Origin of the sequence: Neptuniibacter sp. QD48_55 (assembly GCF_047778115.1) — a bacterium.
Classification (GTDB): Bacteria; Pseudomonadota; Gammaproteobacteria; order Pseudomonadales; family Balneatricaceae; genus Neptuniibacter.
Genome location: NZ_CP180555.1, coordinates 2,185,966 through 2,200,140 on the forward strand (window position 1 = coordinate 2,185,966; position 14,175 = coordinate 2,200,140).

17 protein-coding genes are annotated in these 14,175 nt (G+C 42.2%); 7 read left to right on the forward strand and 10 right to left on the reverse strand.

Features of this window, described 5'->3' with window-relative positions:
- Window positions 1-6: 6 nt before the first annotated feature.
- Window positions 7-495 carry a hypothetical protein gene (locus tag ACMXYW_RS10080; RefSeq protein WP_415900733.1) on the forward strand — a complete coding sequence of 163 codons (489 nt, stop codon included), beginning with the start codon at window positions 7-9 and terminating at the stop codon, window positions 493-495.
- 212 nt (window positions 496-707) lie between these two features.
- Window positions 708-1,700: an NAD(P)/FAD-dependent oxidoreductase gene (locus tag ACMXYW_RS10085; RefSeq protein WP_415903946.1), complete on the forward strand. Its 993-nt coding sequence runs from the start codon at window positions 708-710 to the stop codon at window positions 1,698-1,700.
- Between the two features lie 14 nt (window positions 1,701-1,714).
- Here the strand turns inward: ACMXYW_RS10085 and ACMXYW_RS10090 are convergent, their stop codons facing one another.
- Window positions 1,715-2,182, reverse strand: a complete 468-nt coding sequence (locus ACMXYW_RS10090) for a DUF3833 family protein (protein WP_415903947.1) — start codon at window positions 2,180-2,182, stop codon at window positions 1,715-1,717.
- Window positions 2,183-2,309: 127 nt separating this feature from the next.
- On the opposite strand from ACMXYW_RS10090, the gene folE reads away from it, so the two are divergent.
- On the forward strand, window positions 2,310-2,948 hold the full coding sequence (folE, locus tag ACMXYW_RS10095; RefSeq protein ID WP_415903948.1) for a GTP cyclohydrolase I FolE: 639 nt from the start codon (window positions 2,310-2,312) through the stop codon (window positions 2,946-2,948).
- An 88-nt stretch (window positions 2,949-3,036) separates the two neighbouring features.
- On the opposite strand, the gene ACMXYW_RS10100 is transcribed toward folE, so the two are convergent.
- The 5 genes from ACMXYW_RS10100 to ACMXYW_RS10120 are packed head-to-tail and all read right to left on the reverse strand — an operon-like array spanning window position 3,037 to window position 6,990.
- Window positions 3,037-3,273, reverse strand: coding sequence for a TIGR02450 family Trp-rich protein (locus ACMXYW_RS10100; protein ID WP_415903949.1), 237 nt, complete (start codon window positions 3,271-3,273; stop codon window positions 3,037-3,039).
- 12 nt (window positions 3,274-3,285) lie between these two features.
- Complete coding sequence (locus ACMXYW_RS10105; RefSeq protein WP_415903950.1) at window positions 3,286-4,689, reverse strand: cryptochrome/photolyase family protein; 1,404 nt, start codon at window positions 4,687-4,689, stop codon at window positions 3,286-3,288.
- Window positions 4,690-4,733: 44 nt separating this feature from the next.
- On the reverse strand, window positions 4,734-5,699 hold the full coding sequence (locus ACMXYW_RS10110) for a YbgA family protein (RefSeq protein WP_415903951.1): 966 nt from the start codon (window positions 5,697-5,699) through the stop codon (window positions 4,734-4,736).
- A gap of 35 nt (window positions 5,700-5,734) precedes the next feature.
- Window positions 5,735-6,397, reverse strand: coding sequence for a ChrR family anti-sigma-E factor (locus ACMXYW_RS10115; protein ID WP_415903952.1), 663 nt, complete (start codon window positions 6,395-6,397; stop codon window positions 5,735-5,737).
- A complete protein-coding gene (locus tag ACMXYW_RS10120; RefSeq protein ID WP_415900725.1) occupies window positions 6,394-6,990 on the reverse strand; it encodes a sigma-70 family RNA polymerase sigma factor in 597 nt (198 codons plus the stop codon). The genes ACMXYW_RS10115 and ACMXYW_RS10120 overlap by 4 nt, the downstream gene beginning before the upstream one ends.
- 189 nt (window positions 6,991-7,179) lie before the next feature.
- Here ACMXYW_RS10120 and ACMXYW_RS10125 point away from each other — a divergent pair, with 189 nt between their 5' ends.
- The 3 genes from ACMXYW_RS10125 to ACMXYW_RS10135 are packed head-to-tail and all read left to right on the forward strand — an operon-like array spanning window position 7,180 to window position 10,580.
- Window positions 7,180-8,556, forward strand: a complete 1,377-nt coding sequence (locus tag ACMXYW_RS10125; protein ID WP_415903953.1) for an NAD(P)/FAD-dependent oxidoreductase — start codon at window positions 7,180-7,182, stop codon at window positions 8,554-8,556.
- Window positions 8,549-9,361, forward strand: a complete 813-nt coding sequence (locus ACMXYW_RS10130) for a DUF1365 domain-containing protein (protein WP_415903954.1) — start codon at window positions 8,549-8,551, stop codon at window positions 9,359-9,361. Before ACMXYW_RS10125 ends, ACMXYW_RS10130 begins: the two co-directional genes overlap by 8 nt.
- Entirely contained in the window at window positions 9,348-10,580 is a 1,233-nt protein-coding gene (locus ACMXYW_RS10135) for a class I SAM-dependent methyltransferase (RefSeq protein WP_415903955.1), read from the forward strand. The genes ACMXYW_RS10130 and ACMXYW_RS10135 overlap by 14 nt, the downstream gene beginning before the upstream one ends.
- 64 nt (window positions 10,581-10,644) lie before the next feature.
- On the opposite strand, the gene ACMXYW_RS10140 is transcribed toward ACMXYW_RS10135, so the two are convergent.
- The 4 genes from ACMXYW_RS10140 to ACMXYW_RS10155 are packed head-to-tail and all read right to left on the reverse strand — an operon-like array spanning window position 10,645 to window position 12,965.
- Window positions 10,645-11,064, reverse strand: coding sequence for a nuclear transport factor 2 family protein (locus ACMXYW_RS10140; RefSeq protein ID WP_415903956.1), 420 nt, complete (start codon window positions 11,062-11,064; stop codon window positions 10,645-10,647).
- A 25-nt stretch (window positions 11,065-11,089) separates the two neighbouring features.
- On the reverse strand, window positions 11,090-11,869 hold the full coding sequence (locus ACMXYW_RS10145) for an SDR family NAD(P)-dependent oxidoreductase (protein ID WP_415903957.1): 780 nt from the start codon (window positions 11,867-11,869) through the stop codon (window positions 11,090-11,092).
- Between the two features lie 36 nt (window positions 11,870-11,905).
- Window positions 11,906-12,475, reverse strand: coding sequence for a chalcone isomerase family protein (locus tag ACMXYW_RS10150; RefSeq protein WP_415903958.1), 570 nt, complete (start codon window positions 12,473-12,475; stop codon window positions 11,906-11,908).
- Window positions 12,456-12,965: a DUF2878 domain-containing protein gene (locus ACMXYW_RS10155; RefSeq protein WP_415903959.1), complete on the reverse strand. Its 510-nt coding sequence runs from the start codon at window positions 12,963-12,965 to the stop codon at window positions 12,456-12,458. The genes ACMXYW_RS10150 and ACMXYW_RS10155 overlap by 20 nt, the downstream gene beginning before the upstream one ends.
- Window positions 12,966-13,093: 128 nt before the next feature.
- Between ACMXYW_RS10155 and ACMXYW_RS10160 the strand changes: the two genes are divergently transcribed.
- Window positions 13,094-14,146 (forward strand): M48 family metalloprotease, encoded by a 1,053-nt coding sequence (locus ACMXYW_RS10160; protein ID WP_415903960.1) that lies wholly within the window; start codon window positions 13,094-13,096, stop codon window positions 14,144-14,146.
- Window positions 14,147-14,175: the final 29 nt, after the last annotated feature.

Sequence of the window (14,175 nt, forward strand, 5' to 3'; positions counted from 1 at the left end):
AAAACAATGGCAAATATTTCACTGACAGAAGACCAATTCCAAGTATTGGTCAAAGATTTTTTTGCCAAAAAATCGGCTCGAAAACTTCTTACCCAGCAGGAAAACATCGCAATAGCAGAACGCTTAAATGAGAAGGTTAGTTTACCTTTTCTAAGCGAAGCAAAAGAGCACGCGGTGCTTGTAAAGACCATTCTTAAGATTGATAACTACCTATATGAACAGCTTCCAAACGAAATTTATGAACTGATTCATAACCTTGATGAAGGTTTCGATGATAGCGAAGCAGCCCAGTTAGCAGCTCGCCTAAGCAAACAAGCTCACGATGACATCAATCTGCCGTTCCTAACTGCACACGTTGAATACTACTCAATCACCTTCGTTCTAACCTTGCTTATTAATGCAATGCGAGAAGGCTCAAACATTCAGCATGCGATTGCAGTAACACAGCACCCTCGTGTGATGTGCGATGATTTCCCTTTCCCTGATCTAATCTGATCACTATTTCTGATCTACTGATCCAATCCTCTCATTTCGCCGTAACAAAGCTAAATTACAACCTGTAAACGCTTTGTTACCGGAGAGAAGTAAGTTTGGCTTTCCAAGTGCTTTCATAAGCATCTATATTAATCTCAGCTCTACCCTACTCCTCGAGATAATCCTTTAAAGCGTTTTCTGGTATTCATTATTTATGATTCCGGCGAACAACTATGACAGAAACAAAACCACATGTTGCCATTATTGGTGCAGGTCTAGCAGGTACAACTCTTGCCGACATTTTGACTTCAAATGGCATTGATGTAAGCGTTTATGAGAAAAGCAGAGGTACGGGTGGTCGTCTTTCCAGCTGTAAATTAGATGAAATGAGTGCCGATCTAGGCGCACCCTTTATCTCAACAAATAATAGTGACTTTTCTACTTGGTTAGCTGAAAGTGGCGTGTTAGAAACTTGGTCACCTATTTCAAAAAGTTTCGACTGTGAAGAACAAAAATCACCAAATCTAATCACAGGTAGCTCACGCCTTAGTAGCCTAACCAGACACTTACTGGCTCACGCTAATTTTCATCCTGCGACTCGCGTGGGCTATATCTGGCCAGAGCTTGACGGCTCCCAAAAAAAGGTACGCCTTCGCGATGAAAAAGGTGAATCTCTGGGTGTATTCGATGCCGCCATAGTGACAGCTCCGGCACAACAAGCAGCAACTTTATTAGAAGCAGTACCGCGCTTTTCAAATACCGCTAAAGCCATTACCCCTTCAGCCAGTTGGGTGGTACTTCTTGAAACAACAGACTCACCAGATCAATCTGAACAATTGATAACAGGACATCACCCTATTTTGTATCGTTGTATCAAAGAAAGCGCTAAGCCTGGACGTAATAATGTAAGCGGCACTGCAATATGGTCGATCGAGGCAAAAACCGAATGGAGCCAAGAACATATCAACCTTCCCAAAGAGGAAATAGAAATTCTTCTCACTCAAGCATTTGTTTCTGTAAAACCAGAGGCCAAAGTTTTATCGGTAAGACGCTGTCATCGGTGGTTGTATTCCCGTCACCCAAAAACAGAGCACGGCATGCTTTGGGATGAAGCAACGCATGTAGGCGCCTGTGGTGATTGGCTACTCGGAGGGGATTTAGAGGGGGCCTGGGAGAGTGCAAACAAACTGTCAGCAGAGCTTACATCATGCTTCAAATCTAGGTAACTAACTTCGCATCACTAGATCTTCGTATCCTTCGAAAAGCTGATAAAAACGGTACCTAACTTAATGCCAAACTTTTTAACTATCGCCCTGTTAAGTAGGACATTGTTTGGCATTAAAAACATCCAGTCATCAAATTTTATTTGATGCTGCCGACCACTGATATTTAACAGCATGTCATAACGCCAGGTAAAACGTGCTTTACTTTGCTGACCTTCAGCTCGACCTAAAACATCCCCTGCCGTTCCACTATAAACCGCATTTTGACCACGCTCTATAACCCAAGTACGGTTTTCAAGCTCTCCATTTTCGTAAAAAAAGTCTTCTTCTAATGTGAGCTGATCACCCGACACTGTACCTTTTATCGCTACGGTAAATAATCGACGAATATTGCCAAAGCGATCCTCAAATAACCCATAGGCCATTGTTTCGCCGTGGAAATATTCAAAGAGATTAAGTTCATCAGGCCAATCAGTTTTATTCATTACAGTAAAATTTTGTTTCTCTATTTACTGAAGCATTACGTAAAAACCGATAGCTCAGATCATAACTGATCTAAAAAGCGATCAACCATGTATAATGCACCCCTCTAATATCAGTAAGGAATAAAACATGATCTCTGCTGAAGCAGCTGCTGTACGCGATCAATTGATCGAAAAAGGCCTAGAAACACCAACAATTGATAACGGCCTTTCACAGGAGCAAAAGTATGAGCGCATAAAGAGCTTAATGACTGAAGTTGTTGGGACGCTAGGGTTAAACCTAGAAGATGACAGCCTCACAGAAACGCCTCATCGTGTGGCTAAAATGTATGTCTACGAGGTGTTTTCTGGGCTAGATTATGAAAACTTCCCTGATATGTCGATGATTGAAAATAAGATGGATCTAGAAGAGATGGTGAAAGTTAAGGACATCAGTGTTCTTAGCTCTTGTGAACACCATTTTGTTACCATCGATGGCACAGCTAAAGTGGCTTATATCCCTAAGGATAAAATCATAGGTTTGTCTAAAATTAACCGTCTAGTACGCTTCTTTAGTCAGCGCCCGCAAGTGCAAGAACGTCTAACTAAACAGATCCTTATTGCACTTCAAACCCTATTAGAAACGGACAACGTTGCTGTATCGATCAACGCCACGCACTACTGCGTTAAGTCTCGCGGTGTAATGGATGTTAACTCTCAGACAGAAACGACTGCATTAGGTGGAATCTTCAAATCTAATGCACGTACACGCGCAGAGTTTTTAAATTAAAACACATTCGGCGTTAGCTATACCATTGGCTAATGCCGTCTTTTTTTGCAAATACCCCAAACATTACTTTCACCCACTTTGGATTCCCTTATCTCCAACCCAATCTCCAAACCTCAGCATTTTTAAGATCTTTCCAATCGATCTGCATTTGATATTTATCAATCACTGCTTCAATCATACAACCTGTAACTTCTTCAGTATCTGGATCACGCAGCAATTCAATTACGATAAAGTGCTTTCGTTTATTGATAGGTTCAGTAGCTGTCCATTTAGACAACAGCAATTTATTGGGATTTATTTGATTTCTTTTAGGTGAAAAAGCCATTCAGAATGACCTCTACTTAGCGTTATAAGCATCTAAGCTAAAACGTCGCTCTTGCGCATAATCCACTATAGGCTGAGGTCTATTACATCCCATGCTGATAAGCGGATCATGCTGTTGAATAGCGTTGTATCCTTCCAAATCAGGTAACCACTGAGCAATATACTTACCCTCTTTATCAAACCTTTCCGCCTGTCTCATAGGATTAAAGATTCTAAAATAAGGCGCTGCATCAGCACCGACTGAAGCGCTCCATTGCCAACCACCTAAGTTCGAAGCAAAGTCCCCATCAATCAGATGCTGCATAAAGTAACGCGCACCTAGACGCCAATCTTGACGCAATATTTTGGTTAGAAAAGAAGCCGTTATCATGCGTACTCGATTGTGCATCCAACCCGTTTGATTCAATTGCTTCATACCGGCATCAACAATGGCGTAGCCTGTTTCACCCCGACACCAAGCTTCAAACAAATGTTGATCGAATGACCACTCCAATTTGCTTTCTATTTCAGGTTTGAAGGGTAACCAACGATTCATCTCGGGAAACTGCACAATTAAATGGCGGTAAAACTCTCTCCAAATCAGTTCTGTCACCCATTGATTATCTAACCAATCTGGGTCTTCAGAATAGGTCTGTATGGCGGTTAGGCATTGCCGTGTGGAGATAACACCTTGAGCCAAGTACGGTGATAAAGAGGATGTACCCGTGATACCAGGAATATCTCGATGGTCAGGATAAGGAGCTAATTTTGAATGGATAAATTGATACAAACATTTGTGCGCAGCCTTACTACCCGCAGGCCAGCTAGATTCTTGCCAATCAGCGCCTAACTCCGAACAGTAACCTACATCTGTAGTTACCTCAGAAGGCTTTATATCAAGTTGATTCTGTGGTTTTGGTTCTGGCAGAGCCTCTACCCACTCTGCCGAAAACTTTCTGCGCCAGGCTCGACTATAAGGGGTAAACACCTTAAAAGGCATCCCTTGCTGGGTAAGGATAGAACCCGGGGTAAATATAAGATCGCTGTCGAAGGCCTGTGCTGGAATACCCTCCGTCACAAAACTATCCATAACCTCAGCATCGCGCTTTTGTTCGAAGTCGGGATACTCACGATTGAAAAATAGTTCTGATACACCGTGCTGTTTAGCTAAATTCAGTAAGACAGCAGGAAGCTCTTTATTGGTGGGAGCTCTAACAATAACAAGAGGGATATTCAGAGCTTTGAGCTGATCACTCAGCTTAGAAAGGTTGGCTAGGTAGAACTGAATCTTTGCTTTGGATTCGTCCTGTAATTGCCACTGTTTCGTTGTGATAGCTGCAACAGCCAGAACGCCCTCACCATTACTTTGTTTACAAGCATGATAAAGGGCGTGATGGTCTCCTGTCCTTAAATCGTTACGAAACCAAACCAACTTCATATAGTTTTCGCCTTTACACTATAGATCAGTTTTTGAACCATTGCTCAAATATAATTTCTTAAGCCCAGTTCATGAGGGTATGGGTCTAAGTAAGCTTGGGTTTGGATGTATTCACTGCCAAAGCGCTTCAGGTAATGTTTTAACAGAGCAAGAGGCACAACCAAGTTAACCTCTTCCTTACGATACTGCTCTATCGCTTCAAGAAGATCTTGTTTGGTTTCGGTATCAATATCTCTTTTGAGGTAACCCATAATATGCATCAACGCGTTGGTATGAGTTTTTCGACTCGCGCGTTTTTTTAGATGGGTCATTAGCTCAAGAATATAGGTATCAAGTACCTCTTCCAAAGGCACCTGAGAAGCTTCTGTAGCAAGATATTTACCTAAAAGCTTATAACCTTCGTAGCTGTGAGCCATTAACTGATATTTATGTCGGCTATGGAACTGAATCACTTCATGTAGCGATGGGGCCGACATGACCTCTTTTTGCCAACTGAAATAGACGAATACTCGAGTAATGAAATTTTCTCGCAGTACAGGATCATTTAAACGACCCTCTTCTTCCACAGGCAGTGCGGGGTTGCGCTTCATAAATTCATCAGCATAAGCACCACTTCCGGCCACATTTGGCATACCATTTTCGTGGTACACCTTTACACGCTCCATCCCACAGCTGGGTGAACCTTGCATAAGGATGTAGCCGCAGAGGTTTTGATTGTTATCACTTACCTCAGCAGCATAAGCCTTAAGTGGCTCAGTCACATCTAAAGAGGGGTCTTTCGTGCCTAATACGCGTGGAGATTCAGCGTCGCCCACCAGCCTTATAGGCTCTCGAGGAGTACTCAATCCAATCGAAACTTCGGGGCAAAAGGGTTTAAACTCAAAACATTCACTTAGTACATTGAGGCAATATTTAGAGCGCTTATGACCTCCATCATATCTAACCTTGTGCCCTAATAAACAAGCACTTACACCAACTGGGATCAATTCATTCAAGGTTGCTGTATTCATTGTTTATCCCTCAAAGCTAAGCCGAAATAATCTCTTTAGAAGCCTGTAATAGGCTGAACCAACTTACCCAACAATGTGCTGAATTTAAGTGGTGCATCAGTCGCAATCAGGCAGATGCAGTCTTCATCACTATCAACTAAAGGCTGGTGTTCGATTTCACTATCGAGATCAGCAATATCCCCCGCGGTGAAACGTCCCATTTCATCGCTGAAAGAACCTTTTAATACTAAGGTCAGCTCATTGCCATCATGCGTATGTGCCAACATCGATTTACCCGGCGCTATACGTAGTAATCGTGAGACACCACCTCGTTCGCTTTTACAAGGTAAATCATGATAGTAGACACCAGGAACAATGCGTTTCCACTCGATGTTCTCAAGCTTGTCGCCAATGTAATCAGCAAGAGGTGCTGGCACATCAGAATCAACCGATTTAACAGGCTTACTACGGGTGAATTCTACGCCGATATCCTCGTCATCCAGCATAGCCAATACTTGGTTAAGGGATGAATCATCAATAGTTGCTGGCTCAAGGCTTTCTAGAAGCATGCCGCCTATCGCTTCGGACTTTTGAGCACGTTCACGGCACTCAGAGCACATAGAGAGATGGCAAGCTGCAACCAAAGCCATTGATTGAGACATTGAGCCAGCCGCATAACTAACTAGGGTGGCTTCATCTAGGTGATGTTTAATGTTCATACATCATCCCTCCACATTACTCTTAATTTTTCTGAAGCTAATCGAATTCTGGATTTAACACTGCCAAGAGGTATCCCCAAACGATCTGCAATTTCAGAGTGAGAACGACCTTCATAAAAAGACATATAAATTGCCTGAGCCTGAAGCTCTGGAAGTTTATCTATGGAAGCTTGCATGCGAGAAGACAAAACCATATCAGCACAAGTATCTTGTGAATCATCGGCTTCTTCATGCCACTCATCTAGAGAATATTCCGGATATTTCTGCTTACGCATCCAGTCGATACTTTGATTTCGAGCTAAGGTAAAAATCCAAGTACTGGCTGCCGCTTTCGATTTTTGATACATGTGCGCTTTGCGCCATACTGAGGCCATAGTCTCCTGCATCAACTCTTCAGCGGTACTCTCTACCAGACCTAATCGAATAATGTAGGCCTTAATCTTAGGAGCGAAATGTTTGAACAGTTGCACAAACAGAGCTTTGTCTTTGGTTTCACCGAGCGACATTAATAAACTACTCCAATCTTGAGTAGTTTCCGGCTGCGGCATAGCAACAACTTTTTCCACGTCTTCACCTGGCGGTTTGTTTTCCATATGACTCCTTACGTGTACTCGCATGAACCGGATCACCTTTATGTATTCTTAAATACAATTTTTTTGCATTTAATAACTAAACCTAGTGATCTCAATACATTATGTGTGCGTATTAGTTACTGCAGATAACAATTAAACCTGTACAAACCTAACTATAAAACACATATTCAGTAACAACGGACTAGATAGATGAAAATTTCAGCCATGCGCCCCAAAAAGATTGCGATTGTTGGTTCCGGCATCTCCGGATTAAGTTGTGCATGGCTTCTCAACAAAGTCCACGACGTCACCCTCTACGAAAAAGATGACCGTTTGGGCGGCCACTCAAATACCGTCTCATTTGAACATAAGAACCAATCTATCGATGTTGATACGGGCTTTATTGTATTCAACCCCGTGAACTACCCTAACCTAGTTGAGTTTTTCAAAACGCTAGATGTTAAGACCTGCGAAACTGACATGTCATTTGCCGTTTCAATCAATCAAGGCCAATTAGAATATTCTGGTACAGGTTTATCTGGTTTGCTTGCTCAGAAGAGCAATGTTTTCAAACCTTCCTTTTGGAAGATGATCAGAGAAGTGATGCACTTCTACCGCAATTCGGAAGCTTTATCACAGCAACATAATTTAGATGAAATGACGTTAGGTGACCTACTTTCTCAAGAGGGCTATAGCAAACACTTCATATACGATCATCTATTACCTATGGGTGCTGCGATTTGGTCTACTCCGGTAGAACAGATGCTTAACTACCCAGCGAGTTGCTTTATGCGTTTTTGTCGCAACCATGGTCTGGTTCAGCTAAGTGATCGCCCACAATGGCGAACAGTTGTTGGCGGTAGTAAAAACTATGTCGATAAAATTGCTGACACCTTAAATGGCAATATCAGAATTAACAGCCGTATCCACAAAATTATTCGTTCTGATAACTGCGTCTTTATAGAAGACCACCACGGCAAACGAGAACAGTACGATGATGTTGTTTTAGCCTGCCATTCTGATCAAGCACTAGCATTGCTTGAATCCCCAACAGATGAAGAAAAAAGGTTATTGCAAAACTTCCCTTATCAGAGAAACAAAGCTTACCTTCACTTAGACTCGTCCCTAATGCCAAAACGAGAAAAGGTTTGGTCGAGTTGGAACTATCTGTCTGAAGGCATCAGGGATAAATCCCAGGAAGTATCTGTTACCTACTGGATGAATCAATTACAGCCGCTAAATACGGATACACCTATTTTCGTATCCTTAAACCCGCTAAAGGAACCGGAACAAGGGTCTATTATCCGCAGCTTCTTTTATGACCACCCAGCCTTTGGCAAAGAGTCTCTTCAATCTCAAAAAGAACTATGGTCATTACAAGGCAAACAAAGAACTTGGTTCTGTGGAGCCTATTTTGGTTACGGTTTCCACGAAGATGGTTTGCAAGCAGGACTAGCGGTTGCCGAAGAGCTCGGTGGCATTCCTCGCCCTTGGGTGGTGAAAGATAAAAACGGCCGAATACATGTTCATGAGAGTAAAATACGCAAGGAAGACAACACCATTGAACGAGCTGAAAGTCATGGCTAATTTGCGATCGTCACTCTACCAAGGAAAAGTGATGCATCATCGCGTGAAGCCTACAGATCATCGATTTGTGTACAGTGTCTTTTCCTTAAAAGTCGACTTAGATGAATTGGATAAGCTAGACAAATTTCGATTTTTTTCGATTAACCGATTCAATCTATTCTCATTCCAAGAGCGGGATCACGGTACCAGCAAAGGAAACCTTGCAGCTGAGATTAGACAGCATCTAATCGACAGAGGGCACAGTTCTGCAATTAAACGCATTGAACTACTTTGTTATCCCAGAATTTTAGGCTTCACCTTCAATCCCCTCAGTGTTTATTTTTGTTACAACAAAGAAGATGAGGTTGAAGTCATTCTTTATGAAGTCAGCAACACCTTTGGCTCTAGGCATACCTATCTCATCAAATCACAAGGCAGAGACAAAGTGATTCGACATGGCTGCGATAAGTTAATGTACGTAAGCCCTTTTATGCCAATGGAAACCGCTTATCAATTCAGTATTACGCCACCTGATCGACATGTTTCAATCGGTATAAAACAGGTAGAACAAACACCAACTCAAGAAGAACACTCCACCGTATTTTATGCTTCATTTAAAGGTGATCGGATTCCCTTAAATGACCGTAAACTATTGAAAATGTTCTTCCAATATCCGTTGATGACTTTAAAAGTGGTTGGCGCGATTCACTGGGAAGCACTTAAGCTTTGGCGAAAAAAACTGACCATTCAACCTCGTGATAAAAAGGTCAGTCACAGCATTAGCTGGCAAGATAAGCATGGAGTAACGCATTATGAAAGTTTATGAATCATCCAACGAGTTAACATCTAGCTCGCCTCAGCCGACTTGGTTTGAGAAGAAACTCCTCAAATATCTTACAGCCAAACTAAATCAATCTATTGGAAGCTTGAATCTTACTTTACCTAGTGGTTACACCGAAAAAATCGGCCATTCCTCCCCTATAGCGGAGGTGCAGCTAAATAACTTCCGCCCCTTAGTCCGGTTATTCTTCGGTGGCATTAATGGCTGGTCAGAAAGCTATTTGGCTGGTGATTGGGATAGCAAGGATCTGACTGCATTGATGCAGTGGGGCCTAGCCCATGAAGACTCACTAAGTGATCTTTCTCAGGCTGGATTTCTAATCTGCTCTTTGCACAACCTTTACCACTGGCGTCGAGGTAATAGCCGTTCAGGTAGTAAGAAAAATATCGCAGCTCATTATGATCTTGGTAATGACTTCTACCAGCCTTGGCTGGATGAAAGCATGACATACTCAGCTGCTTTATATAACTCCCAAGATGAATCTTTGTTCGATGCTCAACAAAATAAATACGGCAGAATCATCGAGCTTTTAAACGCTCAAGAAGGCGAACACGTCGTCGAGATTGGTTGTGGCTGGGGTGGATTTGCAAGAAAAGCCAGCCAAGAACATAACCTAAGAGTACATGGCATAACGCTCTCGAAAGAGCAGCTTAAGTGGGCGAAGAACCAGATTGCAGAAGCTAAACAAGAAGATAACGTTCATCTCAGTTTAACGGATTACCGTGACCTTCAGCAGCAATATGACGCGGTGGTTTCTATTGAGATGTTTGAGGCGGTTGGCGAGAAACATTGGGACACTTATTTTGAAACCCTAAAGCGTGTACTCAAACCGGGTGGTAATGCTGTCCTACAAATCATCACGATCGATGACGAACGTTTTAATAGCTATCGGAAACAAGCAGACTTTATTCAACGTTATGTTTTCCCTGGTGGTATGCTGCCGAGTGATAAACGACTTCAAGAGAAGTTTGCTGAGCATGGCTTTACCTTAAAAACTAAACAATTATTTGGTAAAGATTATGCTCGAACACTACGCGAATGGTATCGTGATTTTGAAAAGTCTTGGGGAGAGATTAAACATCAAGGCTTTGATGAAACCTTTTATCGTTTATGGCGCTATTACCTAGCGTACTGTGAAGGCGGTTTTGAACACGGATCTATTGATGTTGGTCTATATGTCATCTGCCATGATGAAGAGAAATAACCCAAGAACTTAAGTTATTCACCAAAACCCTATGTCATTCAATAAAATGAATACATAGGTTTTTTTATTGATGGCTAAATTTTCCTCTCAAGAATTTAACCACTTTGCCTATCACCGGTACTTTGATCAGTAACTCTGATCCATCCCAATAGTCATGATGAAAATAAACTTTCCCATGCTGATCTGCTTTTATGAGGCTAGTGCCGGCGAAATTTATATCTCCTGTAAATTTACTTGTCGCACTATAACGCCAATAGATCATCGCTTGATTTTCATCAACCATCGCTTGATCGACTTTGAAAACAACCTGATCTAACTTGGAGTACATATCATCTAAGATGGCGATGAAGTCATCTCGGGTATAGGTGTGATTAAAAGGGTCTTTAAAGTCAAAATCGTCACGTGTTATCTCTAACAGTGATGCAAGGTTATCTCTGTTTAACCCTTCTAAAGTTGATACATATTCCGTTATCCAACGATCCATGATTCCTGATCCTGACTGATTATATTTATCTATTTTTAAGCAGCGCTTTGCTAACCAAAGCAAAATACCAACGATACGGAATGATGCTTAGAAATTTTAGAATGTAACTGAAACGTTTAGGAAATGTAATTTCAAATTGGTCTTTGATTAAGCCATCTAAGATACGTTGTGCAGCATCCTCAGGTTCTAATAAGAACGGCATTTCAAAGTCATTCTTATCTGTAAGCGGAGTTCTAACAAACCCAGGGTTAATCACCTGTAATTTTACTTCAGTACCTTTCAAATCCAATTGTAATGCTTCGCATAAATGAATTAATGCAGCCTTACTTGCACCATAGACAGCAGCTGTAGGCAAACCTCTATAGCCCGCCACTGATGCCATCACGGCAATTTGCCCAGAGTTGGAGTTCAACGCCCTCTCTATGACAGGCTCCAAGCAATTGAGAGTGCCTTGTAAATTAACATCGAGTAAAGCTTTAGCTCTGCTTGCGCTAAACTCCTCGACGGGAAACGGATCATGCGTGCCGGCGTTTAATACAACTAACTCAGGAAAAGCATTACCAAACTGTTTAAGCGTTCGTTCAATTTGATCGGGTTGGGTAGTGTCCATAGCTAATGGAATAATCTTACCGGGATAACCAGACTGTTCAGCGGTGCTCTTTACTTTCTCAAGCGGAGACAGCGTTCTGCCCGAAATAAATACATCCACGCCATTCTCTGACAACAAAAGCGCTAATGACTCACCTATACCACTGCCAGCTCCCGTTAACCAAGCGGATCTCCACGGAAGTTCTTTATTCAACATATCCACAACCCTATGAAATAAACAGGTTTACCATTCTCACTGACCTTTCAGCTTTCTAGCGAGTTCAGGGTATTCGCCCTGATCTGAAAGCCATATTTGGATAAAGGCTTCAGAAAATTGCATATCCTCGATACCACCAATCCAAAGTTTGTTATGGAAAAAGTCAGCCTTTCCGGTAGTACTTATTTGGAAGATAAGTTGGTCGCCCTCCTTAATATCAGGCCATATATTCTCCAACCGAGTTAGCCATATTGATCTCGTATCTTTTGCCACCTGAAAACGTGCAAATTGTTTATCTGTTTCTGACAAGAGATCATCCCGACTGATATCACGTTTGTAATCCAAACTCAGTTGGAGAGGCGAACTAAAACCCTGAAAAACACCATTTGGCGTATAAAAAACCGCGTCATAAACATCAAACCAAAGGACTGATAACTCAGCTCTTCCCACCTCTTTCCAATTTTCTATATTGGGCTCTGCTTGGGCTTGGGCTTGGGCTTGGGCTTGGGCTTGGGCTTGGGCTTGCACTTGGGCAAATGCACTCTGCATGAGCAATAACAAACAAATCGATATATAACGAATAAAATTACGCGTCTGAACGAACATATCGAGCCCCTAAACGATGACTGAAATACATAAGGAATGGGAAAAGTAGCAACCAGATCGCTGCCAAAATCAGAAAAGAAGAGACCATTGAGAAGCCAAGGGATACTGCGCCAAGTTTCGCTGCTGCAATGTAGGTACTGCTACCTCCTATTGCCCCCACCAGCGCTGATAACGACAAGCGATTATTAAAGAACGCTAAGCTGTGCCGGAGAGTGGCAACAAACCCCATCCAAAGAAGAAGCAACCAAAGAGGAGGAAAAGAAGAATTGTCGAATTCAAACACCCCATATAGGGTTAAAACTGAATCAACAACAAAGCCGAGGGCAGCTAACGAAAAGACGATACAGGATTCTAAAGCAGGATCAGAATGAAAAATCAGGTGAAGGCATAATATAAAGCTGACAATGATGACCGCATCATTTCCATACAAAATACTCAGCCACCAAACAAGTTGAAAGCCGATCGCATTAACCCAGAACCGTTCGCTCATCTCTATTACCTATAGCCTTTCTAGAGATACGACCTACAACCTGCAATAGATCATAGATCTGGCAAAACACTCACTTGCTTTGCGCCTAAAATCACTGCTATAAGGATGAAAAAGATGGATATATTAAGATGCGACACTGGAAGCGATATCTAAGCTTAATTCTACCTACGCTCATAATTTCGGGATGTTCCGCACCGTCCCTGACTACCGAAACACCGTCCAAAGAAGAATTAAAGCAAGAACAATCTGTCCAATTAGAGAAAGCGTTCCGCTATCAGCTTAAACAACAAACCCGACTCGCTGAAGTTTCTCGCCCTTTGTTGACCAAGAATATAGAAGCCTGCGGTAAAAGAACAAAACCGAGCTTAGGTATATTGATCCATAGCCTAGACGACTATAAAAAACCGAAGAAAGCCGTTGTTACATCCGTCTATTCACTTACTGATCAGCCCAGTATTTTAAAGGTATTAAATAACGGGCCCGCTCACCAAAAACTGCAAATCGGCGATAAACTGGTCTCTATTAACCAACAAGCTTTTCCAAAAGGTACAGCTAAATCGATTAAGCATCTAAGCAGCAACCTAAAAGATCAGACCACTGTAGAACTGACCGTTGAACGCGATGAAGATCTGATTACTCTCTCTATAAAGCCGGAGTTACTTTGTAATTACCCAGTCATATTAAGCCCTAGCGATTCCATTAATGGCTACGCTGATGGCAGCACTATTGTCATTACTCAGGGGCTGATGCGCTTTGCGAAGGATGATAATGAGCTTGCCCTAATTATCGCTCATGAGATGGCACACAATACTCAGCACCATATCCCGCAACGGATCAAAAATAGCTCACTTGGCTTATTGTTAGATACAGCTTTACTCACGAGCGGTATACCCTCTCCCCTAATCGCAACGGGACTAGGCGCAAATTTATATACGCAGCAGTATGAGATCGAAGCTGATCTCATTGGCTTACAACTGATGCACAAAGCAGGATTAGAAATTGAAGGACTGGATCTATTCTGGCAAAAAATGGCAGCGGTTCACCCTTCGACGATCACTAAGGGAAAAGAGATCTCTCACCCAACCACAGTCGAACGCTCTATTCTGATCCGTAAAGAGATAACTCGATTGAAAAATCTCACGAGTTCTGTCAACCAAACTTCATCTGCAACGTTAAAGTAATTAGGAACAGGGATTTAGGTGAGACGAGA

Excerpts from the sequence above, each read along its gene's own strand:
- ACMXYW_RS10080 (WP_415900733.1), top strand. The coding sequence starts at position 7 with ATGGCAAATATTTCACTGACAGAAGACCAATTCCAAGTATTGGTCAAA.
- ACMXYW_RS10085 (WP_415903946.1), top strand. The coding sequence starts at position 708 with ATGACAGAAACAAAACCACATGTTGCCATTATTGGTGCAGGTCTAGCA.
- ACMXYW_RS10090 (WP_415903947.1), bottom strand. The coding sequence starts at position 2,182 with ATGAATAAAACTGATTGGCCTGATGAACTTAATCTCTTTGAATATTTC.
- folE (WP_415903948.1), top strand. The coding sequence starts at position 2,310 with ATGATCTCTGCTGAAGCAGCTGCTGTACGCGATCAATTGATCGAAAAA.
- ACMXYW_RS10100 (WP_415903949.1), bottom strand. The coding sequence starts at position 3,273 with ATGGCTTTTTCACCTAAAAGAAATCAAATAAATCCCAATAAATTGCTG.
- ACMXYW_RS10105 (WP_415903950.1), bottom strand. The coding sequence starts at position 4,689 with ATGAAGTTGGTTTGGTTTCGTAACGATTTAAGGACAGGAGACCATCAC.
- ACMXYW_RS10110 (WP_415903951.1), bottom strand. The coding sequence starts at position 5,699 with ATGAATACAGCAACCTTGAATGAATTGATCCCAGTTGGTGTAAGTGCT.
- ACMXYW_RS10115 (WP_415903952.1), bottom strand. The coding sequence starts at position 6,397 with ATGAACATTAAACATCACCTAGATGAAGCCACCCTAGTTAGTTATGCG.
- ACMXYW_RS10120 (WP_415900725.1), bottom strand. The coding sequence starts at position 6,990 with ATGGAAAACAAACCGCCAGGTGAAGACGTGGAAAAAGTTGTTGCTATG.
- ACMXYW_RS10125 (WP_415903953.1), top strand. The coding sequence starts at position 7,180 with ATGAAAATTTCAGCCATGCGCCCCAAAAAGATTGCGATTGTTGGTTCC.
- ACMXYW_RS10130 (WP_415903954.1), top strand. The coding sequence starts at position 8,549 with ATGGCTAATTTGCGATCGTCACTCTACCAAGGAAAAGTGATGCATCAT.
- ACMXYW_RS10135 (WP_415903955.1), top strand. The coding sequence starts at position 9,348 with ATGAAAGTTTATGAATCATCCAACGAGTTAACATCTAGCTCGCCTCAG.
- ACMXYW_RS10140 (WP_415903956.1), bottom strand. The coding sequence starts at position 11,064 with ATGGATCGTTGGATAACGGAATATGTATCAACTTTAGAAGGGTTAAAC.
- ACMXYW_RS10145 (WP_415903957.1), bottom strand. The coding sequence starts at position 11,869 with ATGTTGAATAAAGAACTTCCGTGGAGATCCGCTTGGTTAACGGGAGCT.
- ACMXYW_RS10150 (WP_415903958.1), bottom strand. The coding sequence starts at position 12,475 with ATGTTCGTTCAGACGCGTAATTTTATTCGTTATATATCGATTTGTTTG.
- ACMXYW_RS10155 (WP_415903959.1), bottom strand. The coding sequence starts at position 12,965 with ATGAGCGAACGGTTCTGGGTTAATGCGATCGGCTTTCAACTTGTTTGG.
- ACMXYW_RS10160 (WP_415903960.1), top strand. The coding sequence starts at position 13,094 with ATGCGACACTGGAAGCGATATCTAAGCTTAATTCTACCTACGCTCATA.